The 25201-nt window shown below is 56.7% G+C and carries 20 protein-coding genes; 9 read left to right on the top strand and 11 right to left on the bottom strand.

Annotated features, from left to right (window positions below; genetic code table 11):
• Positions 1 to 39 precede the first annotated feature (39 nt).
• Complete coding sequence (gene speA / locus ACUN8H_RS05620; protein ID WP_445531176.1) at positions 40 to 1959, bottom strand: biosynthetic arginine decarboxylase; 1920 nt, start codon at positions 1957 to 1959, stop codon at positions 40 to 42.
• Complete coding sequence (locus ACUN8H_RS05625) at positions 1956 to 2915, bottom strand: homoserine kinase (RefSeq protein WP_445531177.1); 960 nt, start codon at positions 2913 to 2915, stop codon at positions 1956 to 1958. The genes speA and ACUN8H_RS05625 overlap by 4 nt, the downstream gene beginning before the upstream one ends.
• Positions 2916 to 3110: 195 nt before the next feature.
• On the opposite strand from ACUN8H_RS05625, the gene polA reads away from it, so the two are divergent.
• A complete protein-coding gene (gene polA / locus ACUN8H_RS05630; RefSeq protein WP_445531178.1) occupies positions 3111 to 5900 on the top strand; it encodes a DNA polymerase I in 2790 nt (929 codons plus the stop codon).
• A gap of 82 nt (positions 5901 to 5982) precedes the next feature.
• Here polA and ACUN8H_RS05635 read toward each other — a convergent pair whose 3' ends face one another.
• Positions 5983 to 7008, bottom strand: coding sequence for a Fe(3+) ABC transporter substrate-binding protein (locus ACUN8H_RS05635; protein WP_445531179.1), 1026 nt, complete (start codon positions 7006 to 7008; stop codon positions 5983 to 5985).
• Positions 7009 to 7247: 239 nt separating this feature from the next.
• On the opposite strand from ACUN8H_RS05635, the gene ACUN8H_RS05640 reads away from it, so the two are divergent.
• Positions 7248 to 8351 (top strand): ABC transporter ATP-binding protein, encoded by a 1104-nt coding sequence (locus ACUN8H_RS05640; protein ID WP_445531180.1) that lies wholly within the window; start codon positions 7248 to 7250, stop codon positions 8349 to 8351.
• Between the two features lie 7 nt (positions 8352 to 8358).
• Here the strand turns inward: ACUN8H_RS05640 and ACUN8H_RS05645 are convergent, their stop codons facing one another.
• The 3 genes from ACUN8H_RS05645 to hisD all read right to left on the bottom strand — a co-directional run bounded on the left by ACUN8H_RS05645 (position 8359) and on the right by hisD (position 12231).
• Entirely contained in the window at positions 8359 to 9966 is a 1608-nt protein-coding gene (locus tag ACUN8H_RS05645) for an ABC transporter permease (RefSeq protein WP_445531718.1), read from the bottom strand.
• A 205-nt stretch (positions 9967 to 10171) separates the two neighbouring features.
• On the bottom strand, positions 10172 to 10924 hold the full coding sequence (locus ACUN8H_RS05650; RefSeq protein ID WP_445531181.1) for an SDR family NAD(P)-dependent oxidoreductase: 753 nt from the start codon (positions 10922 to 10924) through the stop codon (positions 10172 to 10174).
• Positions 10921 to 12231 (bottom strand): histidinol dehydrogenase, encoded by a 1311-nt coding sequence (gene hisD / locus ACUN8H_RS05655; RefSeq protein ID WP_445531182.1) that lies wholly within the window; start codon positions 12229 to 12231, stop codon positions 10921 to 10923. The genes ACUN8H_RS05650 and hisD overlap by 4 nt, the downstream gene beginning before the upstream one ends.
• Before the next feature lie 208 nt (positions 12232 to 12439).
• On the opposite strand from hisD, the gene ACUN8H_RS05660 reads away from it, so the two are divergent.
• Both ACUN8H_RS05660 and ACUN8H_RS05665 read left to right on the top strand, forming a co-directional pair.
• The gene (locus tag ACUN8H_RS05660; RefSeq protein WP_445531183.1) at positions 12440 to 13372 is read left to right on the top strand and encodes a 3-hydroxyacyl-CoA dehydrogenase; all 933 of its coding nucleotides are present in this window, start codon (positions 12440 to 12442) and stop codon (positions 13370 to 13372) included.
• Positions 13373 to 13449: 77 nt separating this feature from the next.
• Positions 13450 to 14448 (top strand): LacI family DNA-binding transcriptional regulator, encoded by a 999-nt coding sequence (locus tag ACUN8H_RS05665; RefSeq protein WP_445531184.1) that lies wholly within the window; start codon positions 13450 to 13452, stop codon positions 14446 to 14448.
• Positions 14449 to 14520: 72 nt separating this feature from the next.
• On the opposite strand, the gene ACUN8H_RS05670 is transcribed toward ACUN8H_RS05665, so the two are convergent.
• The 3 genes from ACUN8H_RS05670 to dctP all read right to left on the bottom strand — a co-directional run bounded on the left by ACUN8H_RS05670 (position 14521) and on the right by dctP (position 17523).
• Positions 14521 to 15855 (bottom strand): TRAP transporter large permease, encoded by a 1335-nt coding sequence (locus ACUN8H_RS05670; RefSeq protein WP_445531185.1) that lies wholly within the window; start codon positions 15853 to 15855, stop codon positions 14521 to 14523.
• Complete coding sequence (locus ACUN8H_RS05675) at positions 15852 to 16355, bottom strand: TRAP transporter small permease subunit (protein WP_445531186.1); 504 nt, start codon at positions 16353 to 16355, stop codon at positions 15852 to 15854. The genes ACUN8H_RS05670 and ACUN8H_RS05675 overlap by 4 nt, the downstream gene beginning before the upstream one ends.
• Positions 16356 to 16419: 64 nt before the next feature.
• Positions 16420 to 17523 (bottom strand): TRAP transporter substrate-binding protein DctP, encoded by a 1104-nt coding sequence (dctP, locus tag ACUN8H_RS05680; protein WP_445531187.1) that lies wholly within the window; start codon positions 17521 to 17523, stop codon positions 16420 to 16422.
• Positions 17524 to 17876: 353 nt separating this feature from the next.
• On the opposite strand from dctP, the gene ACUN8H_RS05685 reads away from it, so the two are divergent.
• Both ACUN8H_RS05685 and ACUN8H_RS05690 read left to right on the top strand, forming a co-directional pair.
• Complete coding sequence (locus ACUN8H_RS05685; RefSeq protein ID WP_445531188.1) at positions 17877 to 20036, top strand: tRNA(Met) cytidine acetyltransferase TmcA; 2160 nt, start codon at positions 17877 to 17879, stop codon at positions 20034 to 20036.
• Between the two features lie 59 nt (positions 20037 to 20095).
• Positions 20096 to 21562 carry an aminoacyl-histidine dipeptidase gene (locus tag ACUN8H_RS05690; protein ID WP_445531189.1) on the top strand — a complete coding sequence of 489 codons (1467 nt, stop codon included), beginning with the start codon at positions 20096 to 20098 and terminating at the stop codon, positions 21560 to 21562.
• A 78-nt stretch (positions 21563 to 21640) separates the two neighbouring features.
• Here the strand turns inward: ACUN8H_RS05690 and ACUN8H_RS05695 are convergent, their stop codons facing one another.
• Both ACUN8H_RS05695 and ACUN8H_RS05700 read right to left on the bottom strand, forming a co-directional pair.
• On the bottom strand, positions 21641 to 22117 hold the full coding sequence (locus ACUN8H_RS05695; protein WP_290696591.1) for a Dps family protein: 477 nt from the start codon (positions 22115 to 22117) through the stop codon (positions 21641 to 21643).
• A 181-nt stretch (positions 22118 to 22298) separates the two neighbouring features.
• Positions 22299 to 23432 (bottom strand): glycerate kinase, encoded by a 1134-nt coding sequence (locus ACUN8H_RS05700; protein WP_445531190.1) that lies wholly within the window; start codon positions 23430 to 23432, stop codon positions 22299 to 22301.
• A gap of 165 nt (positions 23433 to 23597) precedes the next feature.
• Here ACUN8H_RS05700 and ACUN8H_RS05705 point away from each other — a divergent pair, with 165 nt between their 5' ends.
• From ACUN8H_RS05705 to ACUN8H_RS05715, 3 genes are read left to right on the top strand one after another with little or no spacing between them, the layout of a single operon-like run.
• A complete protein-coding gene (locus ACUN8H_RS05705; protein WP_445531191.1) occupies positions 23598 to 24155 on the top strand; it encodes a hypothetical protein in 558 nt (185 codons plus the stop codon).
• Complete coding sequence (locus ACUN8H_RS05710) at positions 24152 to 24511, top strand: hypothetical protein (RefSeq protein ID WP_445531192.1); 360 nt, start codon at positions 24152 to 24154, stop codon at positions 24509 to 24511. The genes ACUN8H_RS05705 and ACUN8H_RS05710 overlap by 4 nt, the downstream gene beginning before the upstream one ends.
• Positions 24508 to 25167, top strand: coding sequence for a DUF1007 family protein (locus ACUN8H_RS05715; protein WP_445531193.1), 660 nt, complete (start codon positions 24508 to 24510; stop codon positions 25165 to 25167). Before ACUN8H_RS05710 ends, ACUN8H_RS05715 begins: the two co-directional genes overlap by 4 nt.
• Positions 25168 to 25201 lie beyond the last annotated feature (34 nt).

Genomic DNA, 25201 nt, shown 5'->3' on the forward strand with positions numbered 1-25201 from the left:
TGTTGTGGTGTACGACGCCGTTCCGGTGTCGTCGAGGGTTTATTCGAGGTAGGTGTAGCCTTCCAAGCCTTCGCTTAAGCTGGCCGCAAAGCGGGCCTGCTCATCGGCAGAGAAACCGCTGGCGGCGAGTTGATCGGTGAGCTTTTGCTTGAGCACGTTGGCATTAAAGTTGACATAGGCAAGCACTTGCGCCACCGAGTCACCCGCCAGCGGATTGGAGAGCGTCCATTCGCCGTCGGCATTCAGCGCGGCGTCCACCGAGTCGGTGTCGCCGAACAGATTGTGCAGATCACCTAGAATCTCCTGATAGGCGCCGACCAAAAAGAAGCCTAGCCAGCGCTCATCTTCAGAGGGCCACTCAGGGAGTGGCAAGGTGCTCTCTACCCCCTGGCCGTCGACGTAACTGTCGATACGGCCATCGGAGTCGCAGGTAATATCCTGAATGACCGCTCGCCGGGTCGGTGCTTGGTCCAGCCCGCTGAGCGGCAGTACTGGGAAAATCTGCTCGATACCCCAAACGTCCGGCACCGATTGGAACAGCGAGAAGTTGACGAACAGCTTATCGGCCAGCTTTTCGGCTAACTCGTCCATGATCTCACGGTGGGCACGGTTGCGGGTGTCGAGCTGCATGCGCAGTCGCGCGCAGGCGGCCATATAGACCCGCTCGCCTTCCGCACGGGCGGTAATGTCACTCAGGCCCATCACAAAGCGATCCTGAAGCTCGCTCACCGCTTGCAGCAGATCGTGCCAGGCTTCAACCAGCACCCGTGGCTCTTGGGTATCGGCCAATTGGTCGAACACGCGCCACAGCTCTTCTACCTGCGAGTCCTGATCCTGGGTAACGCGCTCAGGCGGCGTGTCGTTGACGCGCTCCTCACCAATCACATTGGTAATCAGCACCGCATGGTGGGCGGTCAGCGAGCGGCCCGATTCGCTGATGAGATGTGGTTGGGGCAGGTCGGCTTCCTGGCAAAGCTGGGAGAAAGCGCTGACCACGTTACGGGCGTACTCCTGCATGGAGTAGTTCGCCGAACAATAGCTGCGCGAGCGGGTGCCTTCGTAATCGATCCCCAAGCCGCCGCCTACGTCCACGGTATCGATCGGCGCGCCCAGTTGCATCAGGTTTTGATAGAACCGGGCGCATTCGCGCAGGCCACGCTGGATATCGCGAATGTTGGCGATCTGGGAGCCTAAGTGGAAGTGCACTAACTGCAGGCTTTCCAGCGCGTCTTCGTGACGTAGCGTTTCGACCACGTCAAGAATCTGACTGGCGGTCAGACCGAACTTGGATTTTTCACCGCCGGTATTCTGCCATTTGCCTTTGCCCACCGAGGCAAGGCGGGCACGCAAGCCAATGCGCGGGGTAACGTCGAGTTCCCGTGCCTCTTCCAAAATCAGTTGGAGCTCGGAGAGCTTCTCGACCACCAAATAGACCTTGTGACCGAGCTTTTCCCCCAGCAGGGCCAAGCGCACGTACTCGCGGTCTTTGTAGCCATTGCAAACGATCAACGAGGAGCCGCCATCGGAAAGTGCCAGCACGGCCAACAACTCTGGCTTGCTGCCCGCTTCTAATCCCACGCGGCCGCTACCGCGCTCAGCAGTCGCCAGAATTTCTTCGACCACGCGGCGCTGCTGGTTCACTTTGATAGGGTAAACGGCGGTGTAGCCACCCTGGTAATCGCAGTCGTTCATGGCGGCATCAAAGGCGCCGCACAGTTGTTCCACCCGGTCGTGGAGAATATCGCTAAAGCGTACCAGTACCGGCAGGCGTAAACCGGCACTCTGCAGTTGGCGCACCAGCCCACTCAGCGGCAGCGCCGGGCCTTCTGCATCGCTGCCTAGTGGGCGAACCAGGGCTTGTCCGTGGTCATCGACATCGAAATAGCCGCTGCCCCATTGATCGATATTCCAGGTGCGCCGAGCGCGTAGCGCCGGGCTAGTGGTGGCCGTCACACTCATGCAGTTACCTCTGGCAGTGGCAGCGCACCGTGGGCAATGCGCGCCATTAAAATGGTCCGGAAACGTTCGGGGTCGTGGGGCGTTAAATCGTGCGCGGGCGGGTCGACATAGACCACCAGCAGGCGCGATAACCAGTAGCGCAGCGCTGTCATGCGCAGCATGGTAGGCCACAGCTCACGCTCAGTTGAGGTTAACGGGCGGCGCAATTGGTAGGCGTTAAATAGCGCGTGGTAGCGCTCTGAGTTGAGCGTACCGTCATCATTGGAAGCCCAGTCGTTGACCACAATCGCCAAGTCAAACAGCAGATCGCCGGTGCAGCCGTTATAAAAATCGATAATGCCCCCCAACTGGTCACCATCGAACAGCGTATTATCGCGAAACAGATCGCCGTGCAGCGCACCCTGAGGCAGCGCTTCGTGCTGGCTGAAAGCGCTTTCAAAATCGTCGACTTCGTCTTTCATCAACGTTTGATCCGCTGGGCTTAGATAGCTCAACACTTTATGGTGCATCACATGCAGCCAGTTGAGATCCCGCGGGTTCGGGCGATGGCCGGGGAAACGCCTGGACACCACATGCAAACGGCCTAAGGTATCGCCCAGGGCGTGGCACTGAGCCAGGTTAGGCGACTCTGGGTGGCGACCCGGCAGGCGCGGGAACAGCAACGCCGGCTTGCCCTCCAGGCTGTGCAGGGCAACGCCTTCGCGGTCATGCACCGTGCCGGGTACCGGCAGGCGGTGTTCATCCAAATAGTCCAGCAGCTCGACAAAGAAAGGCAGCTCCGCGTGCTCGCCCTGTTCGAACAGCGTCAACACCAGCTCCCGACGGTCAGTGGTCACAAAAAATGTCGAATTTTCAGTGCCGCCCGCCACTCCCTGCAGGGAAACGAAGCTGCCGACATCAAATTTTTCTAAAAACGCGGCGACCTGTGCGTCGCTAAGCGGGGTGAATACAGCCATGAAAGTCTCGCCCAGGTTGCTAAGCCCCTTATTGTAGCGGCTTGGCAGCTCAGTTGGCAGCGTTGTTGTTGGTGTAAATGGGCCAAAAACCGTTTCGTCCTGCAGGAAAGCCGCGCAACGCGTATTATGTGAGCAACTATTTTCAATACTATTTTCGACACTCTTTTCAGCACTTTTTAACAATGGAACTTGGTTATGGCTCGCGCTCCGATCGTTCTCGTCGATGGCTCCTCCTATCTTTACCGTGCGTTTCACGCGCTGCCGCCGCTAACGACCTCCAATGGTCAACCTACCGGCGCGGTGAAAGGCGTGCTGAACATGCTCAAGCGCCTGATCAAGGATTACCCGCAAAGCCCGATGGCGGTGGTGTTCGATGCGCCCGGTAAAACCTTCCGCGATGACATGTACAGCGACTACAAATCACATCGCCCGCCAATGCCCGATGACCTGCGCAGTCAAATCGCACCGTTGCACGCCTGTGTTAAGGCGCTGGGCCTGCCGTTGCTATGCGTTGAAGGCGTCGAGGCGGACGATGTCATTGGCACCCTGGCGCACCATGCCACCCAGGCCGGGCGGGACGCGGTGATCTCTACCGGCGACAAGGACATGGCGCAATTGGTCAATGCCCACATCACGCTGGTCAACACCATGAAGGACGAAACGCTGGACGAAGCGGGCGTGGAAGAGAAATTTGGCCTGCCGCCGTCGCTGATCATCGATTTCCTCGCCCTGATGGGGGACAAGGTCGATAACATCCCCGGCGTCCCCGGCGTGGGTGAAAAGACCGCCATTGGCCTGCTGCAAGGAATGGGCGGCGGGCTGGATACCATTTATGACGACTTAGAGCGGGTGAAAACGCTGACCTTCCGCGGGGCGAAAACGCTGCCCAAGAAGCTTGAAGAGCATCGCGATCAGGCGTTTCTCTCCTATCAACTGGCGACCATCAAAGTCGACTGCGACCTGCCGGTAGGCCTGGATGACCTGGATATTGCCCACCCGGATCGCGAAGCGCTCGTCACACTGTATAAGGAAATGGAGTTTCGCCAGTGGCTGGGTGAGCTGCTGGAAGGTAAAGACGAAGGCGTGGATGACGTTAAAGGCGGCGCGCCAGCCCCTGCCAGCGCTGACACTACCGAGGGTTCACCTGATCATTCGAGCACTGCTGAAACGGGGGCTGCCCGTGAAGATCACGTCATTCTCGACCAAGCCGAACTCGACCGTTGGCTGGAACGGCTGCAGAGCGCCGAGCGCTTCTGTTTCGATCTTGAAACCACCAGCCTCAACTACATGGATGCAGAAATCGTCGGCATCGGCGTATCGCTGGAAGCCGGTGAGGCCGCCTATATTCCAGTTGCTCACGATTACCTTGATGCCCCCCAGCAGCTTGAGCGCAAAGCCGTCTTGGCGGCGCTAAAGCCGATGTTGGAAAACCCGCAAAAAACCAAGATTGGCCAAAACCTCAAGTACGATATTTCGGTGCTGGCGAACTATGACATTGCCGTTGTCGGCCCCTTTGCCGACACCATGCTGGCGTCCTATGTGCTCAACTCCACCGCCACGCGCCATGATATGGATTCGCTGGCGCTGAAGTATCTGGGCGAAAAGACTATCTCCTTTGAAGACATCGCTGGCAAGGGCGCCAAGCAACTGACATTTAATCAGATTGCCCTGGAACAAGCGGCGCCTTACGCCTGTGAAGATGTCGATATCACGCTGCGGCTGCAGGAAGCGCTGCGCCCCCAGGTAGAAAACGAAGGACGATTGGCCGACGTGCTGGATCATATCGAGCTGCCGCTGATCAAGGTGCTCTCGCGTATCGAGCGCAACGGCGTTGCCGTGGATGCCGAGCGCTTACACGCGCAGAGCCAGCAGCTAGATCAACGTATTCGTGAACTCGAACGCGAGGCCTTTGAACTCGCCGGGCGTGAATTCAACTTGGGCTCGCCCAAGCAGTTGGGTCAGATCCTGTTTGAAGAGCAGAAGATTCCAGTGCTCAAGAAAACCCCGAAAGGGGCGCCCTCCACGGCGGAAGGGGTGCTTGAAGAACTGGCGCTGGACTACCCGCTGCCCAAGGTCATCATGCAGCATCGCGGCCTTGCCAAGCTGAAGTCCACCTACACCGATAAACTGCCCCGGCTGCTCAACAAAGCCACGGGCCGGGTGCATACCAGCTACCATCAGGCGGTGACCGCCACTGGGCGCTTGTCGTCATCGGACCCGAACCTACAGAACATCCCTATTCGTACCGAAGAGGGGCGCAAAATTCGCCAGGCGTTTATCGCCCGTCCCGGCTACCGCATTGTCGCCGCCGACTACTCGCAAATCGAGCTACGTATCATGGCGCACCTTTCCGAAGATAAAGGGCTGCTGGAAGCGTTTGCCGAAGGGCGCGATATTCACACGGCCACGGCGGCGGAAGTATTTGGCACCTCGCTAGAGAAGGTCTCTGGCGACCAACGGCGCAGCGCCAAAGCGATCAACTTCGGCTTGATCTATGGCATGAGCGCCTGGGGGCTGTCGCGCCAACTGCACATTGATCGCAACCAGGCCCAAACTTACATTGACCGTTACTTTGACCGCTACCCCGGCGTGGCGCGCTATATGGAGCGTATCCGCTCCCAGGCGGCAGAGGATGGCTTTGTTGAAACGGTGCTGGGTCGGCGGCTTTATCTGCCGGAGATTCAGTCGCAGAACCGCAACCGCCGCCAAGGCGCCGAGCGTACCGCGATCAACGCGCCGATGCAGGGCACGGCGGCCGACATCATCAAACAGGCGATGATCGACGTGGATGCGTGGCTGGAAGAGGGCGAGTTCGATGCGCTGATGGTCATGCAGGTGCACGATGAGCTGGTATTCGAAGTGGCCGAAAAACAGGTCGACGCGTTTATTGAGCAGGTGCAAAAACGCATGCAGGGTGCGGCTGCGCTAAAAGTGCCGCTGATAGTAGAAGCCGAATGTGGCGACAACTGGGACGAGGCGCACTGACGACGCCCCCACCATTGCTTGATCATAAATGAAAACCCCGCCGCCCTCAGGCGGCGGGGTTTCTTCAAGTGAAGGGTTACGCTTAACGCCAGCCGACGCGATCAAAAATGCGGATCGCTTCAGGGTTGTTTTCACCCAACACGCTGATGTTCACGTCATCTGTTTTGAAGTTGCCCCAGGACTCCAGTACCGGGTCTTTTTTGATGCCTTCCACGACGGGGAACTCATTGTTGCCCGAAGCAAAGATCTCCTGAGCGGTGTCTGAGGCTAGATACTCAAGGAAGCGGACGGCATTTTCACGATTAGGCGCCCCTTCCACGACACCGGCGCCACCCACGTTGACGTGAGTGCCGCGATCATTCTGGTTGGGGAAAATGATGCCGACTTTACGGGCCGCTTCGCGTTCGGCATCGTCGTCTGATTTTAGCAGGCGCACGTAGTAGTAGTGATTGGCCACGGCAATATCACACTCGCCGCTGGCCACGCCAAGAATCTGGTCGGTATCGCCACCTTCCGGATCGCGTGCCATGTTATTGACCACGCCCTGAGCCCACTCTTCGGCACCCGCTTCGCCGTGATGCTCAATCATCGCCGCCAGCAGCGACTGGTTATAGATATTGTTGGAAGAGCGAATGCATACCTTGCCCTCAAACTGTGGGTCGGCGAGGTCTTCGTAGCTTTCGATCTGGCTCGGGTCGAAGTTTTCACGGTTATAGTAAATTGCCCGGGCACGCTGACTGAAGCCGAACCACAGGCCGTCAGGGTGGCGCATGGATTCAGGTAGACGCTCGTTGAGAACCTCCGATTCGACGCTTTGGAAAATGCCTTCTTCTTCTGCGCGCCACAGGCGGCCGGCGTCTACTGTCAACATGATATCGGCGGGGCTTGCCACGCCTTCGCGCTGAATGCGCTCAATCAGCTGGTCGGAATCACCCTCGAGGATGTTGACTTCGATACCAGTCTCCTCGGTGAACGCATCATAAAGGCGTTCGTCAGAGTCGTAATGGCGCGCAGAGTAAAGGTTTAGCTCATCAGCCATGCCGGTACCTGCAACAGCTGAGCCTGCCATAATGGCGGCGATTGATAGCGTTAGGCGTGCCTTATTCATAACCGTCAACTCCGTCGTTATTTGATAATAATTTACATTTAAAGGTTTAGCATTCAAGCGTGTCTCAGCGTTGAGGTCAAGTTGAATGCTAACCAGACGCATTCAACGAAACTATCTAAGCGTGCATCTCTACGCGATAAAAAATAGAATGCAAACAACTTTCAAATGTATTCGATCCGCGTTTGGGTATCCATGACATTGTCCATGGAATAGTTTGCTCAACTGCACAGTGGTGATTTATGACAGCTACCCTCAAGGTTGCCCCGGTGGCGTCCAGCGCTACGGCGTTGACGCTTAACAGTGTGTGCCATGCCTATGATGGCCATTCGGTCGTGAAAGGAGTGGACTTAAGCGTTGCTCCAGGTGAGGTCGTTTGTTTGCTGGGCCCCTCTGGATGTGGCAAAACCACGCTATTACGTATCGCTGCGGGGCTGGAAGTGCTGCAAGAGGGCAGCGTCACGCTCGAAGATGTCTATATTGCCGCGCCAGACCAGCGGCATGTGCCGCCGGAAAAGCGCAACGTAGGGCTAGCATTTCAAGACTCGGCGCTATTTCCGCACCTTACCGTGCTGGAAAACGTGACCTTTGGTCTCAAACACCTGACGGCTGGCCAGCGCCGTGAGCGGGCCAAGCAACTGCTAGAACAACTGGGTATGGCTGGTTATGTCGATGTCTACCCCCACATGCTCTCGGGCGGCCAGCAGCAGCGGGTGGCTCTGGCGCGTGCGCTGGCGCCGTCACCGCGTTTAATGCTGTTGGATGAACCCTTCTCGAGCCTGGACGCGCGCCTTCGTGACCGCATCCGTGACGATACCCTGCATGTATTGAAAAAGGTCGGAGCGGCCACGCTGTTAGTCACCCACGATCCGGAGGAAGCCATGTTTATGGCGGATCGCATCGCGCTGATGCGCGATGGGCGAATCGTGCAGACAGGAACGCCGCGCGAGCTATACTGCGCGCCCCAAGACCCCTTTGTGGTGACCTTTTTCGGCGATGTGAATGAGCTGCAAGGCAAGGTGCACAACGGCATGGTGAGCACGGCGGTCGGGAAAGTGCCTGCGAAGGGGCTTGCTGAGGGCAGTGATGCCCAGGTAATGATCCGGCCCGAGGCACTGAGGATTGTTGAACGTAATCTTCCTGCGGATGAGCACCGTCATAGCCATGTGGTCATGGCGAAGCTGCTGGGGCGCACCAGCTTGCTGCACCTGTGTGCCCATGGAGAGAACGGCTTGGAGGCGCACCTGCACGCCCGGATGCCTGGGGTGTTTTTACCCGCAGAAGGGCAACCGGTGGATATCCACCTCGACCTTTCCCAGGTGTTTGTTTTTCCGCTCTCGTCCTAGAGTTTCCTCACGACTTAGCGCCGGGGCGCGAGCGGCGCATGGCCATGCTGAGCAGAATCACCGGCAGGATGCCAACGACGACAATAGCCAGTGATGACGTCGAGGCCTCGGCCAGCCGCTCGTCAGACGCCAAGTTGTGCGCCCGCACCGCCAGCGTATCGAAGTTGAAAGGGCGCAGAATGATCGTGGCGGGCAGCTCTTTCATCACATCGACAAAGACCAAAATGCCCGCCGCAAGTAGGCTGCTACGCATCATCGGCGTATGAATATGACGCAGCGTGCCGCCTGCGGTTTGGCCCAGGGTGCGCGAGGCGGCATCCATGCTAGGCGTCACCTTGCCTAAGCTGGCTTCTACCGCATTGAACGAGACAGCCAAAAAGCGCACCACGTAGGCATACAGCAGAATAAATGCCGAACCGCTGAACACCAGGCCGATAATGTAGCCATAGTGATTATTCAGCCAGGTATTCAGGGCGTTATCCAGCCAGGTAAACGGAATCAGAATTCCCACGGCGACCACCGAGCCTGGAATCGCATAGCCCATGGCAGCGACCCGGGAAGCGACCCTCGCAAACGCCGTATCGTGCATGCGCACGCCATAGCTCAGCACGACCGCCAGCCCCACGGCAATCAGCGCCGCCACTGTCGCTAGTCCTAGGCTGTTCCAGGCGTAGCCGATAAAGCGCGCGCCCCACAGTGAATCGCCCCCTTGCAGCGCTAAATTGAGCAGAATGCCACTAGGCAGTAAAAAGCCCACCAGCACCGGTAAAAGACAAGACAGCGTCGCCGCGGCGGCACGCCAGCCGTGCAGCGCGTACTCAGGCAGTTGCTGATAGCGATTGGTGGTATGGAAGTAGCGACGTTTGCCCCGCGACCAGCGCTCTAGTAATACCAGCACGATCACGAAGGTGAGCAGGCAGGCGGCCAGTTGCGCCGCTGCGACCTGTTCGCCCATGCCAAACCAAGTGCGATAGATCCCGGTGGTAAAGGTGTCGACGCCAAAGAATTGAACCGCGCCAAACTCGTTCAGCGTCTCCATCAATACCAGCGATACCCCGCCCACCAATGCTGGGCGCGCCAAGGGGACGGCGACGCTGGCGAACAGCCGCCAGGGGCCGCGCCCCAGCGTGCGGCCCACATCCAGCACACACACCGACTGCTCAAGAAAGGAGGCCCGGGCCAGCAGGTAGACATAGGGGTAAAGCACCAGGGTAATCACCGTGGCCGCGCCGCCGAGGGAGCGAATATTGGGAAAATAGTAGTCGCCGTATGCCCAGTTAAACGTCTCGCGAAGCAGGCTTTGTAGCGGACCGGCGAATTGCAGGAAGTCGGTATAGGCGTAGGCGATAACATAGGTAGGCACCGCCAACGGCAGCAGCAGCGCCCACTCAAACAGCCGTTTGCCGGGGAAGCGGCACATTACCACCAGCCAAGCGGTGCCGGTGCCGATGACCAGTGTGCCGAGGCCGACGATCACTACCAGCCAGAAAGTGTTGTTCAGGTAGCGTCCCAGTACCGTGCTGGCTAGATGTTGCCATACGCCATCGGTGGGCATGGCGATATGGGCCAACACGACCAATACCGGCAAGGCAACAATGAAGGCTACCGCCGTCATGGCTATCGACCAGGGGCTAGCGCGACGGCCAAGCGAAGTGGTGGCGGCGAATAGCCCGCGATAGCCGGGTCTCAACAAGCGAACACTCCTTGCAGCAACAACGATAGGGCAGCCAACGTCTAATGCGAATCACTGGCGGGCGTGAATAATAGCATTGGCTGTCAGTGACTGCATCGCTGAAGGAGCTGTAACGCATTCAGAAGCGCTAGTGGGCGGTCCACCCGCCATCCACCATCAGTGCGCTGCCGGTTACCAATCCCGCTGCAGGTGAGGCCAAAAACACCACGGGGCCCATAATGTCCTCAATTTGGCCCAGCCGTCCGAGTGGGATCTTGGCTAATACGCTTTCACGGAAACCTGGCTCAGCAAAATAGGGTTGGGTCATCGGCGTTTCAATAAACGTAGGGCAAACAGAGTTGACTCTTATGCCGCGGGGCCCAAGCTCTACCGCCAGGGCTCGAGTCATTCCCTCTACCGCTGATTTTGACGCGCAGTAAAGGCTGCGGTTAACGGCACCCACGTGACCCATCTGTGAGGAGATATTAATCACGCTAGCGCCAGCGGACATTTTGGCCACGACGGTTTGCGTCAAAAAGTAGCTAGCGCGCACGTTAAGATCCATCACTGCGGCATAGTCATCGGCGGTAACATCCCTCAGCGGTTTAGGTCGATTAGTCCCCGCATTGTTGACTAGAATATCAAATGCTTGATCAGTAAGGTGCCGCTCGATCGCTGTTTGATCATTAACATCCATCACCAGCGATTGGGCGTCATGGCCTGCGTTTCGCAAAGCGGAGACGACATCGTTCAGCGTGCTTTCACTACGAGCTATCAGCGTTACTGCTGCGCCCGCCTGCGCTAATGCGCAGGCAGCGGCAAGGCCAATGCCCTGGCTCGCGCCGGTTATCAGCGCCCGCTTGCCGTCCAGACGCTGGTTTGGCGTTTGCGGCAGCTTCATGCATCCACCGCGGATGCATAAGGCACATCGCGGTGGCCATAGCGACGCACTCGCTCGTTGGCCTGTTCACCGTGGCCAGCAAAGCCTTCCAGTGCACACAAACGTGAACAGTAGCTGCCAATTTCTGCTGATGCTTCGTCAGTGAGCACACGTTGATAGGTGCAAGTTTTAAGAAATTTACCTACCCATAAGCCACCGGTGTAGCGGGCAGCTTTTTTGGTCGGCAAAGTGTGGTTGGTGCCGATCACTTTATCGCCAAACGCCACATTGGTACGTGGACCAAGGAACAGGGCCCCGTAGTTGGTCATATTTTCCAGGTAAAATTCAGGGTCTTCGGTCATTACCTGAACATGTTCGTAGGCCATCTCATTAGCGACTTGCAGCATCTCTTCATGGCTATCGCAAACAATCACCTCACCGTGGGTTTCCCAGGCTTGGCGGGCAATCTCGGCAGTGGGCAGTTTCTGAAGCAGTTCCTCAATCGCCGTCAGGGTGTCGTTGGCGAGCTTTTCTGAATTGGTCAACAGCGCCGCTGGCGAGGTGGGGCCATGCTCTGCCTGGCCCAGCAGGTCGGTGGCGCAAAGCAGGCCATCAACACTTTCATCGGCAATCACCAGCGTTTCTGTCGGGCCTGCAAAGAGATCAATACCGACGCGGCCAAACAGTTGACGCTTGGCTTCTGCCACAAAAGCGTTGCCGGGGCCGACCAGCATATCGACGGGTTCAATAGTGTCAGTGCCGATTGCCATGGCGCCCACTGCCTGTACGCCGCCGAGTACCAGAATTTCATCGGCACCGGCTAAATGCATGGCAGCGACTATCGCTGGGTGTGGTTTGCCTTTATAGGGTGGGGCGGCGGCAATGACGCGCTTAACGCCAGCCACTTTGGCGGTGAGTACACTCATGTGTGCTGACGCCACCATGGGGTAGGCGCCGCCAGGGATATAACAGCCAACTGAGTTGATAGGCAGGTGTTTATGGCCCAGTACAACGCCAGGGCGGGTCTCTATTTCTACCGGCTGCATTGAGGCGAGTTGAGCTTCCGCAAAGCGGCGAATTTGAGCTTGGGCAAAGCGGATATCATCAAGGTCACGCTCAGACACTTCACTCATCGCCTGGGCGATGTCAGCGTCACTGAGGCGAAAAGACGTAGGTGACCAGTTATCAAATTTTTCCGATAGCTCACGTACCGCTTTATCACCGTTAGCATCAATATCGGCAAGCGTCTTTTCGACGGTTTCACGTACTTGTCGGTCAGCTTCTGCGCGGGTTTCTAGGGAGGCGCCTGTCTTAAGGTGGCGAATCATATAAAGCTCCTTGTTAGCGTTATAGTGTTGTTATTTTCAGGAAAAATTTGTTGTTAGGGATCAGAGGTGTTTTTACTCATGTGAGAGTAAGGCTAGGCGTTATTGCATACGAATGCAAATGGTTTGTGTGAGTGCTATATCTAGGGCTAGATAACGCATTTTCACGGGTAACATATCCGCAATAACACTAATAAACAGGAGCAGTATGATGGCCACTCAGGTAGCTGTGGTAGGCGCTGGGCTAATTGGACGTGCTTGGGCGATTGTGTTTGCCCGGGCGGGGGTGCGGGTACGTCTATACGATGTTAATACCCTGCAACTAAACCAAGTGATCAGCCGCATAGATGAATCGCTTCAAGATCTTCATCAGGTAGGGCTGGTAGACGATCCAGCGGCTATTTTGGCGCGTATTGAGGTGACGGAAAACCTAGTTACAGCGCTTGCGGGTGCCAGCTATGTGCAGGAGTGCGGGCCAGAAAACGTTGCTGCTAAACAGGCTATTTATACCCAGCTGGAAGCGGCTTGCGCATCAGGTACAATTCTTGCCAGCTCAACATCCGGTATTGTGGCCTCACTCTTTACCGGGCATTTACGTCATCCAGAGCGGTGTTTGGTGGCTCATCCAGTTAATCCACCCTACCTCATACCCCTGATTGAAGTTGTTCCCTCTTCAGAGACCAGCCCGTTGGTAGTAGAGCGCACTCTGGCATTAATGCGCCAAGTTTCTCAAGAGCCAATTCTGGTCAAGAAGGAGATACAGGGTTTTATTTTAAATCGCTTACAAGGAGCGTTGCTTAATGAGGCGCTGCGGCTTTTTCGCGATGGCTACGTATCGGCGGAAGACTTGGATAAGACGGTGAAGCACGGCTTAGGTTTGCGGTGGGCATTGATGGGTCCATTTGAAACGATCGATCTTAATGCTCCCGAAGGTGTGGTTGACTATGCTGGGCGCTATGGTCCGCTCTATCGCGATGTCGATACCCAGCGTAGCGGAGATAACCCCTGGGCGATTGAAACGCTGCAGCAGCTTGATAGCGAGCGACGTATGGTGCTGCCCAGCAGCCAACTAGCTGAGCGCCAAGCGTGGCGTGACCGGCGCTTAATGGCATTAATAGCGCACAAGCAGAAGTCGGACGGGTGATTGAAGCTGGCTTTGGATAGCGCGGTTCGGTGTAATTAAATAGAAGCGATGACGCTTGTTTTTATAACGAGGTGTAAATGAAGAAACGGCCGGTGACATCGCAACAAGTGGCTGCGCTAGCAGGTGTGTCGCAGTCGGCGGTGAGCCGCTGCTTTTCACCCAACGCTAGCATCGCCCCGAAAACCCGCGAAAAGGTGTTAGCGGCGGCGAAGCAGCTAGGTTACCGTCCCAATGCCATTGCGCGATCGTTGATTACCCGGTCTTCACGCACTATCGCGGTGGTAATGTCTCAGCTTGATAATCCTTTCTATGCACAGATGCTTGATCACGCTGCGCGCCATTTTCAGCAGCACGGCTACCACTTGCTACTCTTTATGGGCAGTGACGAGGCGCCGACAGCCAGCGTTATGGCAGATATTCTGCAAAGTCAGGCGGACGGTATCTTAATGCTGGCTGCCATGCTCTCCTCCTCATTCGCTGAAGAGTGCGTTGGGCGGGGTATCCCGGTGGTAATGATTAACCGCACGGTAGCCTTTGAAGGCGTTAGCCAAGTTGCCAGCGATAACTATAACGGCGGTTATTGGGTTGGGGAACTGCTTGCTCAACGAGGTTATGAGCGCATCGCGTTTATTGCTGGCCTACCTGAGTCATCTACCAGTAGCCAACGCCGCCAAGGTTTTTTAGCGGCGTTGGCCGCCCACGGCCGTCACTGTTGGGCGGAAGCACAGGGCGATTATCAGTTTGCCTCAGCCCAGGCTGCTACCCGCACACTCTTTGCGGGCACACCCTATCCAGACGCAGTTTTTGCGGCCAATGACCATATGGCAGTGGCCGTCATTGATACGCTCAAAGCCGAAATGGGACTACGTGTTCCTGAGGATGTGGGCGTGGTTGGCTTTGATAATATGCCAATTGCCGCTTGGCCGAGTTATCAGCTCACCACGGTTCAGCAGCCACTGCAGGAGATGGTGACGGAGGCTGCGGCACTCTTATTGACGCAGATTAATACGGGGCAAGTGGCTGGCGAAAGCAAAGTGTTGCCTGTGGTGCCGGTTATTCGTCACAGTACGCGATAAGCAACTAAAAACGCCCCGCCTGGCGATAGCAAGGTGGGGCGTTGGTTGGGCGGAGTGGCTAGTGCCTAATGACTAGTATCCCATCATCATGCTAGGCAGGCCGGTGATTAGCCAGGGGAAGAAGGCCATCAACGTGCAGGCTAACAAAATCAATGCGACGAAGGGCACGACTGCCTTGTACAGATCGACGATTTCAACCCCAGGCGGTGCGACGCCTTTTAAGTAAAATAGCGCATAGCCAAAGGGTGGGGTCAGGAACGAGGTCTGCAGTACCACTGCCACCATTACCACGAACCACAGCATATCCACGCCCATGGTTTCAACAATCGGCAGCATGATCGGGAAGCTCAGCAGTACGATGCCGGTCCAATCCAAGAACATGCCTAAAATAAACACCAGGAATAGCATGAGAATGAGTGCGCCCACCGTGCCACCGGGCATGGCTAGTACCAGGTCGCTAATCACGGTCATACCGCCACCGCGTGAGAACACGCCAGTAAAGGCAGTGGCGCCCACCAGTACGAGCATTACCATGGTGGTGGTTTTGCCCGCTTCAATCATAGTCCAGAAGCAAGTGCTTATTTTACGGTCGCCAAAAATCATAAACAGGATAAAGGCGATAAATACGCCGATAGCCGAGGCTTCTGTGGCGGTGGCAATACCCGTAAATAGCGCGCCCAATACCCCTAGAATCAACGACATTGGGGGTACCACATACTTCGCTAGCATGATCAGCAGTTGTTTCGTGCTAACCTCTGCCCGCTCCGCCGCGGGTACTTTCGGGCCGTAACTGGGTTTGATGTAGCAGATGATCAATACGTAGAGGGCGTACATAACGCCTAGTAGAAGGCCAGGGATCAGTGCGCCCGCAAACAGTGCGCCGACGGAGACCGGTGAGTAGCTAGCCATGAGGATCAGCATGATGCTAGGCGGAATCAAAATACCCAGGCAACCGCTTGCCATAATAACGCCCGCGCTAAGCTCTTTGTTGTAGCCATACTTGAGCATCGGCACCAGCGCGATCATGCCCATCACCGCAATCGAAGCGCCGACAATGCCTGTGGTCGCTGCCAAAAGGACTGACACAATGACCACGGTCAGAGCCAAACCACCGCGCAGATTAGCCAGTAGTAAGCGCATAGCGTCAAACATCTTTTCAGTCACGCCTGAGTCGTTTAAAAACCTCGCCATCAATATGAACAGAGGTATCGCCACCAGCACGTAGTTGTCCATGGCGTTACCGAAAATATTATTGATCAGGGTGCCGAGTATGCGCTCACCGGGGCCTAAAAAGGCACCGATAACCGCTACGCCGCCAAGCACGAACGCTAGCGGGTGGCCCATAAAAAGGCCGACGAGTAGACCGCCGAACATCACCAGCGTGAGTAATTCAGGACTCATATTCATGCTGATTTCTCCTCACGCAGCAGCATAATGGCACGCAGTACGATGGCAATTGCCTGCAGCAGAATCAGCACTGAGGCGACCACAATCACCCCTTTAATTGGGTAGACCGGGATAGCAACCATGCCATAGGTGGTTTCAGCTCGGCTCCAGGAGCGCTCAAAGAAACTCCAGCCTAGGGTGATTAACATCCAGATAAACGGCACAAAGAAAATCAGATAACCGAGTACTTCAAGCACGGCTTGCTTCTTGCGCGACAGCAAGCGCTTAAGTACGTCGACTTCCACATGAGCGTGGTGGCGTAAGCCATAGGCGGCCATCAGCATAAAGTGAGCGCCAAACAGCATTTTGGTAACGTCGAATGCCCAGTCGCTAGGGCGACCAAACAGAAAACGTGACGCAATGTCGTAAAGAACAATAAGAGTAATGATGGCAATCAATGGGGCGATAATTCGCCCAAAGGCTTCGTTGATTGCATCGATCGCCTTGGCAATCGCATTCATGGAAGATCTCCGCGGTCAGCACAAAAAAACCGCCCCGGTAAAACCGAGGCGGCACAGAAGCGCCTTACAGGCAGGCTTCGATCTCTTCCAATGAGGGCAAGGTATCCATTGTGCGACTCATGTTGAACGGCACTGAGACATCTCTCCAGCTGGCATAATCTTCTAAGTAAGTGACCATAGAGTGGTAGACCTTGGCGTGATCAGGATCTTCACAGGCACCACGAACAATCACTTCGTTAGTAATTTCCTGAATGCGTGCTAAATCTTCTTCAGAGAATTGGTTGATAGTCACGCCAGCGTCAATGAATTTATTAGTACCCTCAGTAGACTCATGCTCAGACCAGGCAAGCGACCAAGCCATCGTTGCGTCGGCGGCGATGCGAAGTTTTTGTTGGGTTTCTTCAGACAGTGCGTTCCAGGCATCAAGGTTAATCATCACGCCAAATACGCTGGCAGATTGGTGCCAGCCTGGGGTTGCCCAGTAGTCGGCCACTTCGGCAAAGCCAGCGTTGAAGTCAACGCCAGGTGTTGAAAATTCGCCTGCATCAATAACACCGCGTTCAATAGCTTGGTAGACTTCTCCACCCGCGAGGGTCACCTGCGACCCACCCAGCTCTTCCAGCACGCGACCTTGGTCGCGACCAGAAAGGCGTAGGCGTTTGCCTTCCAGGTCAGCGATGCTTTCGATCGGCGTACGGCCCATAAAGCCAGATTCATTATTGAGTGCCGCATAGGGCAGGTACATCATATTGAACTTGCCGTAGATCTCTTCGTAGAGTTCACGACCGCCCCATTGTTGAATCCAGTTGATGTAGTCAACGGCATTGAACAAGCTAGTAGTAGTGGCCAGGGGAGAGAAGGCAGGGTTCAAGCCCGCCCAGTAGCCTGGCCAGTCACCAGCGGCTTCAATACTGCCCGTTTCGGCGGCATCGAATACTTCGGTGCCGGGCATAAGGGTACCGCCTGAACGAAAGTTAATTTGCAATTCGTCGCCAGCTAACTGGTTTACTAATTCAGCCCAATGTTGATCAATCTTAATTAAATCAAGGTTATCCGGCCAAGTGGAAGTCATCGTCCACTCTTCTTGTGCTTGGGCAGTGGTGGTTAATGCAGCAAAAGCAATACCCGCTGCGAGACCGGAGAGAGCGAATTTGGTCATTTTTTTCATGTTGTATTTCCTGGTTTGGCGTGTGGCGTTATTAGTGTTGGGACCTGAATGCAGGAAAGTGCAGTGTTACAAGATTACGTTTACGTAAACATGGGTTTTGGACACTGCAGAGCTAAACTAGCACACCAACCCTGATGCAGCGCAATATCAGTAATGTAAGGTGTTATCGCTTAGGTTTGCATGAGAAAGCCCGCTATTTTATTTATAAACAATGATTTACAGATTTTTTAAAGGTCGGCTGGTGTGGGTTTGCTAGTCCATAAACGTTGAAAGTAGTTAAATCATTAAACCAAAGTTGTAAGTTAACGGATGGCTATCAGCAATAGAGACACTGAAATGCATATTGAGATGAGATGATGGGAAACGACCAGGCAGCCGTAGCAGCGTTAATACATCATGCCAAGCGTCTCAAGCGCCGTGGTTGGCGCCAATTGGTGTGGCTAGCGGGCGATGCCGAGTCGTGTCGATCAACCGCGCAGGCGCTATGGCAGGTCAATGATTGGCAGGCGCCTGTGTGGGTCGCTAACGAGAGCACCGCGTTAGCGTTTTCCGCGGCTGCTCTCTCTCCACGCAAGGCACGTACCCGCCTCGGGGCTGAACACCAGCTGGTCGTCATCGATACCCACAGCACCGGCCTGGACCCTGAAGCGCTGGGCGCGCTCGCGGGGACGGTGACGGCGGGCGGGTTGCTGATATTGCTGACACCGCCGTCGTTAGGCGACGCCCCCGATCCGGATTATGCCCGTTTGGCTGACTATCCTTGGCCTTGGCAGGCACTCTCCGCCCATTACTTGGCGCGTTTAGCCCGCCAGTTGCAGACCTCAACTGACGTCATCCGCTGGCGCGCTGGGCAAACATTGCACTTGTCCCATCTTCCCGTGCGCCCACCAGCGGCTAACGTGCGTGATGGCGTCTGCTTAAGTGCCGACCAGGGACAGGCAGTGCGCCAATTGGTGGGGTTAAAGCGCCGCCGACCGCTGGTCATAACCGCCGACCGCGGGCGCGGCAAAAGTGCTGCACTGGGTATCGCCTGTGCTCAGCTGTTAATGCATAAAACCCAGCGAGTAGTGCTTACTGCGCCACGTTTAAGCGCCGTAGAGAGTGTTTTTGAGCGGGTCGCTGCGCTTTGTCCGGACGGCCGTCGGGTGGCGCAAAATCGGTTTGAGTTGGCCCAGGGCAGCGAACTGCTGTTTATCCTGCCGGATAGCTTAACGGAGCAAATCACCGCCCAGCAGCAGGGTGGTGATGGTAGCTACTTAATGGTTGATGAGGCTGCGGCGATCCCCGCTGACTTGTTGGGGCAATGGCTGAGCGCCTTTCCCCGCATTGCGTTTGCCACCACCGTCCATGGCTATGAGGGCTCAGGGCGGGGGTTTGCACTGCGCTTTCGCGACACGCTGGACCGGTTGGCGCCCCAGTGGAAAGCGCTGACGCTTGAGACACCCATTCGCTGGAGCCTTGGTGACCCTCTGGAAGCTGTGGTCAATCAGCTGCTGCTGTTAAAAGCAGCGCAGCCCCTCGCCCAACCCATTAGCCGTTCTTTGGCAACAAACGTGGTAGAGCGTGCCTGGCTTGCCGAGCATGAGGCGGCGCTGGAAAAACTGTTTGGTCTGCTGGTGCAGTCGCACTACCGCACATCACCCAACGACCTGCGCCAATTGCTTGATGGCCCCGGCACTGCATTGCGCGTGATCGAGCAGGCGGGCGAACCCCAGGCCGTGCTGGTGACTCGGGAAGAGGGTGGTTTTGAGGCCACGCTTGCCCATCAAGTCGCCCGCGGCGAGCGCCGCCCGCAGGGGCACTTATTAGCGCAGTCGTTGGCAACGCACGCCGGGAGCCGCGAGGCGCTAACGGCACGCTGGCGGCGGGTGGCACGTATCGCAACGCATCCAGAGCGTAGGCGCCAGGGGTTGGGGCAAGCGCTGCTGCGTGATGACATGGCCGCCGCGCAGCAGCAGGACATTGCGCTCTATGGCGCCACCTTTGGCGCCGAGGCGTCGCTGTTACGGTTTTGGCTGGCGCAAGGATTCTCGCCGGTACGTTTAGGCATCACCCGCGAAGCCTCAACCGGTGAGTTTGCGGTGATGGTAGCGAAGGCGCTAAATACCCAGGGTGAGGCGGTGCTCGCCGACCTTGAAGAGCGCTTTGAAGCGGCATTCGTTGGCCTATTGGCCTTTGAATTGAAAGCGTTGCCCGCTGCGGTCGTTGTGCTCTTGCTCGGCCAACTGCCGGGCATTTCGCTGAGCGGGCGCGATTGGCAGGACATCGAAGATGTGGCCACGGGTTACCGCGACCCAGTGCTGGCTCGCCCGGCCTTACAAGCCTTGGCGCGTGAAGCCAGCCGCTGTTCTTTAAGCGAATCACAGCATCAGTCACTGCGACAACTGGCGGCCTGGGCGTTGCAAAATTTATCCCTGGCGAGCGCCCACGCTGAAGCGGTGCAGGCACTGCGTCTCGCCGTGAATGAATTAATCGAACCGGTGAAAGGTACCCACGGTGCTGTTGCGGTTTAGCTTTTGCCGAATAGCGCTGACCGGTAAAGTAGTCCCGTTGCCGATAATGAAGAGTCCTTATGAACGAACATTTAGAAGCGCTGGCCCCCAGCTTGGTATGGCGCCACTTTCGTACCCTTTGCAATACGCCGCGCCCTTCGGGGCATGAAGCGGCGCTCGTTGCCATCCTCGAAGCGTGGGCGGATGAACAGGGCTTGACCCACGACCGCGATACCTTCGGCAATTTACGCCTTCGTAAACCGGCCTCTCCCGGCTGTGAACAAGCTCCAGCCTTAGTGCTTCAGGGCCACCTGGACATGGTGGCCCAGGCCAATAGCGATCACGCGCATGACTTTACTCGCGACCCGATCAGCACCTATGTCGCCGACGGTTGGCTGCACGCCGAAGGTACCACCTTAGGCGCTGATAATGGATTGGGTGTGGCGGCCATTCTCGCCGTATTGGAAGATCCCTATCTTCGCCACGGGCCGTTGGAGGCGCTGTTTACCCTGGAAGAAGAGACCTCCATGGGCGGTGCGCTGAACCTGGCTGAGAACTGGCTAGAAGGTTCGCTGCTGCTCAATTTAGACAGTGAGGACCGGGGACAGGTCTATATCGGCTGCGCAGGCGGGGCCGATGTGGAAGTCAATGCGCAACTGCCGAGCGCCGCGGCGGGTGAGCACGAGCGCGTTATCGAAATTGCCTTGACGGGATTGAAGGGTGGCCACTCAGGCATCGATATTCATAAGCCACTGGGCAACGCCAATCGCTTGCTGATAAGAGTGTTGAGGTCTTTAGAAGCCTTTGACGCGCGCTTGATTAGCTATCACGGCGGCACGTTACGCAACGCGATACCCCGCGAGGCATTTGCCCAGGTAGCACTGCCTGAAGATGAGCTGGACGCCGCGCTGGTGGCGATTGCCGGGCTGGAAACGATTCTGCTGAGAGAGCTGGGCAGTGGCGATAGCGGCCTTAAAATCAGCGCACAACGTATCACGCAAGTATCTGACGCCGAACCGCTCACGCTGGATGCCAGTGTGATGTTGCTGGCCGCTCTACACGCTGCCCCCTGCGGGGTCGAGCGGATGAGCGCCGATGTGCCGGGCGTGGTGGAAACCTCCAATAACCTGGGGGTGCTAAGCCTGGAAAAAGGGCGGCTACACCTCTGCGCGCTGGTGCGTTCGCTGCACGATAGTGCGGTAGTGGCTTTGGCGGATCGCTTCCAAGCACTGTTTGGCCTGATTGGCGCAAGGGTAAAAGTCGAGAACGGCTACCCCGGCTGGGCACCCAATCCCAATGGTGCTTTACTGGCGACCTTCAAGGCGCGGCATGCGTCACTGCTGGGTCGTGAACCCGAAGTGAAGGTGATTCATGCCGGGCTGGAGTGCGGTATTTTAGGCAGCAAGTACCCGCAGCTGGATATGATTTCATTTGGGCCGCTAATTCGTGGCGCCCACTCGCCGGATGAAAGGGTGGAACTCGCCTCGGTCGAGGAGTTTTGGTTGATGCTGCGGGCATTGATCGAGGATCTTGCTGAGCAGGGCTAAGCTTGATGCTTAGGCTCCGCGCATAAAAAAAACGGCACCAGCGGTGCCGTTTTCGCGTTGCTAACTCTAACCCTGGGCTTACTTGCTTAAGTAGGCGTTGAGCATCCAGATGGTTTTTTCCTGCTCGCGAATGTAGTCACCGGCTTGAGCCGCGGTGCCTTCATCGTCTGCATCAGAGGCGAGTGCCAGCAGCTCGCGCTGAAGCTCGATAATGGTCTGGTACCCGGTCAATACACCTTTAACGCAGGTGGTACCGTCATGGACGTCTTTGTCTTCCTGGATACGCGATAGGGTGACATAGTCGCTATACGCGTGAACCGGTTTGTGGCCCAGTGTCAGGATGCGCTCAGCCACTTCATCCACTTTCGTCAGCAGATCGGTGTAGAACTCTTCGAACTTGGCGTGCAGTTCGAAAAAGTCGCTCCCGCGCACATTCCAGTGGTAGCCGCGCACGTTCATGTAAAAAATTTGGTAGTTGGCTAGCAGGTGGTTGAGCTTCTCGGCGAGTTGACTAGCGCTACCTTCGTGTAAGCCAATGCTATTGGTATCTGTCATAACCTGCTCCCTTTTGGTGGCCGCCTGGGCGGCCGTTAATGCCTATAAACAGCGTGGGTATTAGCCTAGAGCGCTATGAGTGCGGTGCAAAACAAGTTTTTTGCATCGCTGCCATAGTGTTATCGCATCATCCCTCTGTCGTATGCGTATGATCTCTATATGCTGGCAGCGGATATTTTTTTCAAGGCCTGTTTAGCCACAGCCTAAGCAGGCTTTCACAGCGCGCTTCAAGGAGCTCGGCGGTGCGCGGAAGTGCCTCTTGCAGCGTCATTGGGCCATCGGCTAAGGCAAATGCCGCAGTGACGCCTTGGTCAAAGCAGGCTTGCCAGCCATCGCCCAGGCTGCCAGCCAGCACGATCACTGGCTTATTGAGGCGCTGAGCCGCACGCGAAACGCCAATCGGCGTTTTCCCCGCCAGGCTCTGCCCATCCAGGCGGCCTTCGCCGGTGATCACTAGGTCGGTACGCGCCAACAGGGTCGCCATGTCGGCTTGCTGCATAATCATCTCGATGCCGGGTTTTAAGCTGGCATTTAAAAAGGCTTTGGCTGCAAACCCCATGCCGCCTGCCGCCCCAGCGCCGGGTAGCATTCGGTAGTCGTTGCCGAGTACTGCCGCGCTCATATCGGCGAAGTGGCTAAGCGCGCGATCTAGCTGTTCAACTTCATCAGGTGAGGCGCCTTTTTGCGGGCCAAATACCGCGCTGGCGCCACGCGCGCCCAAGAGGGGGTTATCAACATCGACCGCGGCTTCCACGGTAAGCCCTGCTAAGCGCGGGTCTAACCCCTCCAGCGTTAAGTTGGCCAGTTGGCTAAGCGCCGCGCCGCCAGGCGGCAGCGGCTCGCCGTTGTGATCCAATAAACGCGCGCCGAGAGCCTGTAGCATACCGGCGCCGCCATCATTGGTGGCGCTACCGCCGAGCAGTAAAAGCGCTTTTTCAGCGCCCTGGTCCAGCGCTGCCAGCAGTAGTTCACCGACGCCAAACGTCGAGGTATGCAAGGCATTCCGCTCTTCGGTGCTAAGGTGCTGCAAACCACTGGCTTCTGCCAGCTCAATAAACGCGGTACGCTGATCGCCAAGCCAGCCCCAGGTGGCTTTTCTTGGGCGCCCCAGGGCATCCTGAGCGTTCAACTGACGCCGTTCGGCGCCGGTCGCTGCGATCAGTGCGTCTAAGCTGCCTTCGCCGCCATCAGCCAAAGGACAGGCCTGCACCTGAGCACTGGGTAGTGCGCGCTGCACGCCTCTTGCCATGGCGGCAGCCGCTTCCTGGGCGCTGAGTGCATCTTTAAAGCTGTCGGGGCAAAGCAGTACATTCATTAGCACGATCTCCGCAAAAAAACAGTCGCATCAACTGATGGTGGTTAAAAACATTCGCTTCAACGTGCTGTCTTAAGCACATTGTTATTAGATGTGAGCACCGTTGGCGAGCTTAGCGCGCTAACCTGCGTCAAACCAGCGGCCTCGTCCGTTAGAGGATCTAACATGAAGTCGATACCCATAAGCCTAACCTGTCTATTAGCGCTTGCTGGCTGCCAAGTCACGCCGGATCGCCTGCCTCAGGCCGAGCCAGCGCCTTCCGCCGCCTGCTATTTTCCTACCGCGGATGAGCAAGCGCTTGAAACCAGCGTCGATATCCTGACCGAATGGGGGTTTACGCTTACTTCTACCGATACCACATTGGGATTAATTAGTGCTAGTCGTGAACGTGAACTGCACGGCTACTATGACCCATACGATAATGCGTATGGCTATGGGCGTGGAATGCGTATGTTTGGTGGGTTGGGTATTGGGGGAAGTTCGGGCATCGGGTTTGGATTCGGCGGGGTAGGCTTTGGCGGTGGAATAGGCCAGCAGCCGGTGGAGGTGGAGCGTGTCTCGTTGTTCATCAATGAAGCGCATATACGTATTTCCCGGGATATTCGTCGCTTCGATCACCTAGGGGATTTACGCGAATCGTATAGCGCCAGCAATGACGATTTCTGCCAGCGCTTTCAAGCCACGTTCGAACAGCGTGCACCCGCCACTGGGAGGCCATTATGAAACTTCGTCACTGGTTAGTGGTAGGCCTACTGGCGGGATTGACAGGCTGTGCCACCCCCACGCCCTTGGAGCCGCGAGAGCTGGCTTACGCAACGCCCGCCGATAAGACGTTTCGAGAAGCGGTGGACTTAATGGTGGAACAGGGCTACGTGGTGAGCCATGCGGATATTGCCTTGGGCCGTGCAGAAGCATCGCTTGCCCGCTGGCCGGGGTATCGGCTGCAACTGCAAGTCAGTGAAGAGGGCAGCGGTAGCCGGGTGCGCGTGTCGGCATTGAGTGGTAATCAACCGCTGGAACCCTATTTGCTCGACCCGTGGCTGGTCGCCCTGCAGCATAAGCTGGGGGTCGCACCATGAAGGGAACTGTGGCCGCAGTGGCATTTGTCTTGGCAGCCAGTAGTGCGCTCGTCAGCCCTCACGCCTATGCTCATCCTCATGGCTGGATCGACTTGAGTGTTCGCCTCATCACCAATGACGAGGGCATGGTAAGCGGTTTGCATCAAACGTGGCGGATGGACCCCTTTTACAGCCTGGTCGTCTTCGAAGAACTGCAACAGGTTGAAAATGCCAGCCTTGAACAGGGGCTTGATCAGTTGGGTAAAGAGATACGCGATAACCTTGCCGGTCAGCACTATTTAACCGAAGTACGTATCGACGATGAGCCCCAGGCGCTGGGCGACGTGAGTGAATATACTGCCTTGGAGCGCGATGGGCGGCTAACTTTCATGTTCATTCTGCCGCTGGAAACGCCGCAACCGTTGGCGGGTTCTCTGCTTAGCTATCAAGTCTTTGATCCTACCTATTACATCGAAGTGGTGCACGAGGAGCAGGACGGTCAGCCCCGTGACGATGCGCTCATTCTTCACGGTGAGCTTGGCTGCGCGCTCTCGATACTCGCCGCTGATCCCGATCCTGAGCGGGTGATGCAAGCCGCACTGCTGGATAAAGATGAAAGTGGTGAACCCGGTTTGGGGCGCTTTTTTGCCGAGACTGGCCAAGCCGATTGCCGTTAAGGGCTATGACTGGGGGTATTAAGTGCGCGTACTT

The organism is Vreelandella sp. V005, assembly GCF_052645115.1.

Bases quoted from the DNA above. Each gene is read 5' to 3' on its own strand.
- speA (WP_445531176.1), bottom strand. From the start codon at position 1,959: ATGAGTGTGACGGCCACCACTAGCCCGGCGCTACGCGCTCGGCGCACC.
- ACUN8H_RS05635 (WP_445531179.1), bottom strand. From the start codon at position 7,008: ATGAATAAGGCACGCCTAACGCTATCAATCGCCGCCATTATGGCAGGC.
- ACUN8H_RS05695 (WP_290696591.1), bottom strand. From the start codon at position 22,117: ATGACAGATACCAATAGCATTGGCTTACACGAAGGTAGCGCTAGTCAA.
- ACUN8H_RS05710 (WP_445531192.1), top strand. From the start codon at position 24,152: ATGAAACTTCGTCACTGGTTAGTGGTAGGCCTACTGGCGGGATTGACA.
- ACUN8H_RS05665 (WP_445531184.1), top strand. From the start codon at position 13,450: ATGAAGAAACGGCCGGTGACATCGCAACAAGTGGCTGCGCTAGCAGGT.
- ACUN8H_RS05660 (WP_445531183.1), top strand. From the start codon at position 12,440: ATGGCCACTCAGGTAGCTGTGGTAGGCGCTGGGCTAATTGGACGTGCT.
- ACUN8H_RS05715 (WP_445531193.1), top strand. From the start codon at position 24,508: ATGAAGGGAACTGTGGCCGCAGTGGCATTTGTCTTGGCAGCCAGTAGT.
- hisD (WP_445531182.1), bottom strand. From the start codon at position 12,231: ATGATTCGCCACCTTAAGACAGGCGCCTCCCTAGAAACCCGCGCAGAA.
- ACUN8H_RS05640 (WP_445531180.1), top strand. From the start codon at position 7,248: ATGACAGCTACCCTCAAGGTTGCCCCGGTGGCGTCCAGCGCTACGGCG.
- ACUN8H_RS05690 (WP_445531189.1), top strand. From the start codon at position 20,096: ATGAACGAACATTTAGAAGCGCTGGCCCCCAGCTTGGTATGGCGCCAC.
- ACUN8H_RS05700 (WP_445531190.1), bottom strand. From the start codon at position 23,432: ATGAATGTACTGCTTTGCCCCGACAGCTTTAAAGATGCACTCAGCGCC.
- ACUN8H_RS05645 (WP_445531718.1), bottom strand. From the start codon at position 9,966: ATGACGGCGGTAGCCTTCATTGTTGCCTTGCCGGTATTGGTCGTGTTG.
- ACUN8H_RS05705 (WP_445531191.1), top strand. From the start codon at position 23,598: ATGAAGTCGATACCCATAAGCCTAACCTGTCTATTAGCGCTTGCTGGC.
- ACUN8H_RS05685 (WP_445531188.1), top strand. From the start codon at position 17,877: ATGATGGGAAACGACCAGGCAGCCGTAGCAGCGTTAATACATCATGCC.
- ACUN8H_RS05625 (WP_445531177.1), bottom strand. From the start codon at position 2,915: ATGGCTGTATTCACCCCGCTTAGCGACGCACAGGTCGCCGCGTTTTTA.
- dctP (WP_445531187.1), bottom strand. From the start codon at position 17,523: ATGAAAAAAATGACCAAATTCGCTCTCTCCGGTCTCGCAGCGGGTATT.
- polA (WP_445531178.1), top strand. From the start codon at position 3,111: ATGGCTCGCGCTCCGATCGTTCTCGTCGATGGCTCCTCCTATCTTTAC.
- ACUN8H_RS05675 (WP_445531186.1), bottom strand. From the start codon at position 16,355: ATGAATGCGATTGCCAAGGCGATCGATGCAATCAACGAAGCCTTTGGG.
- ACUN8H_RS05650 (WP_445531181.1), bottom strand. From the start codon at position 10,924: ATGAAGCTGCCGCAAACGCCAAACCAGCGTCTGGACGGCAAGCGGGCG.
- ACUN8H_RS05670 (WP_445531185.1), bottom strand. From the start codon at position 15,855: ATGAATATGAGTCCTGAATTACTCACGCTGGTGATGTTCGGCGGTCTA.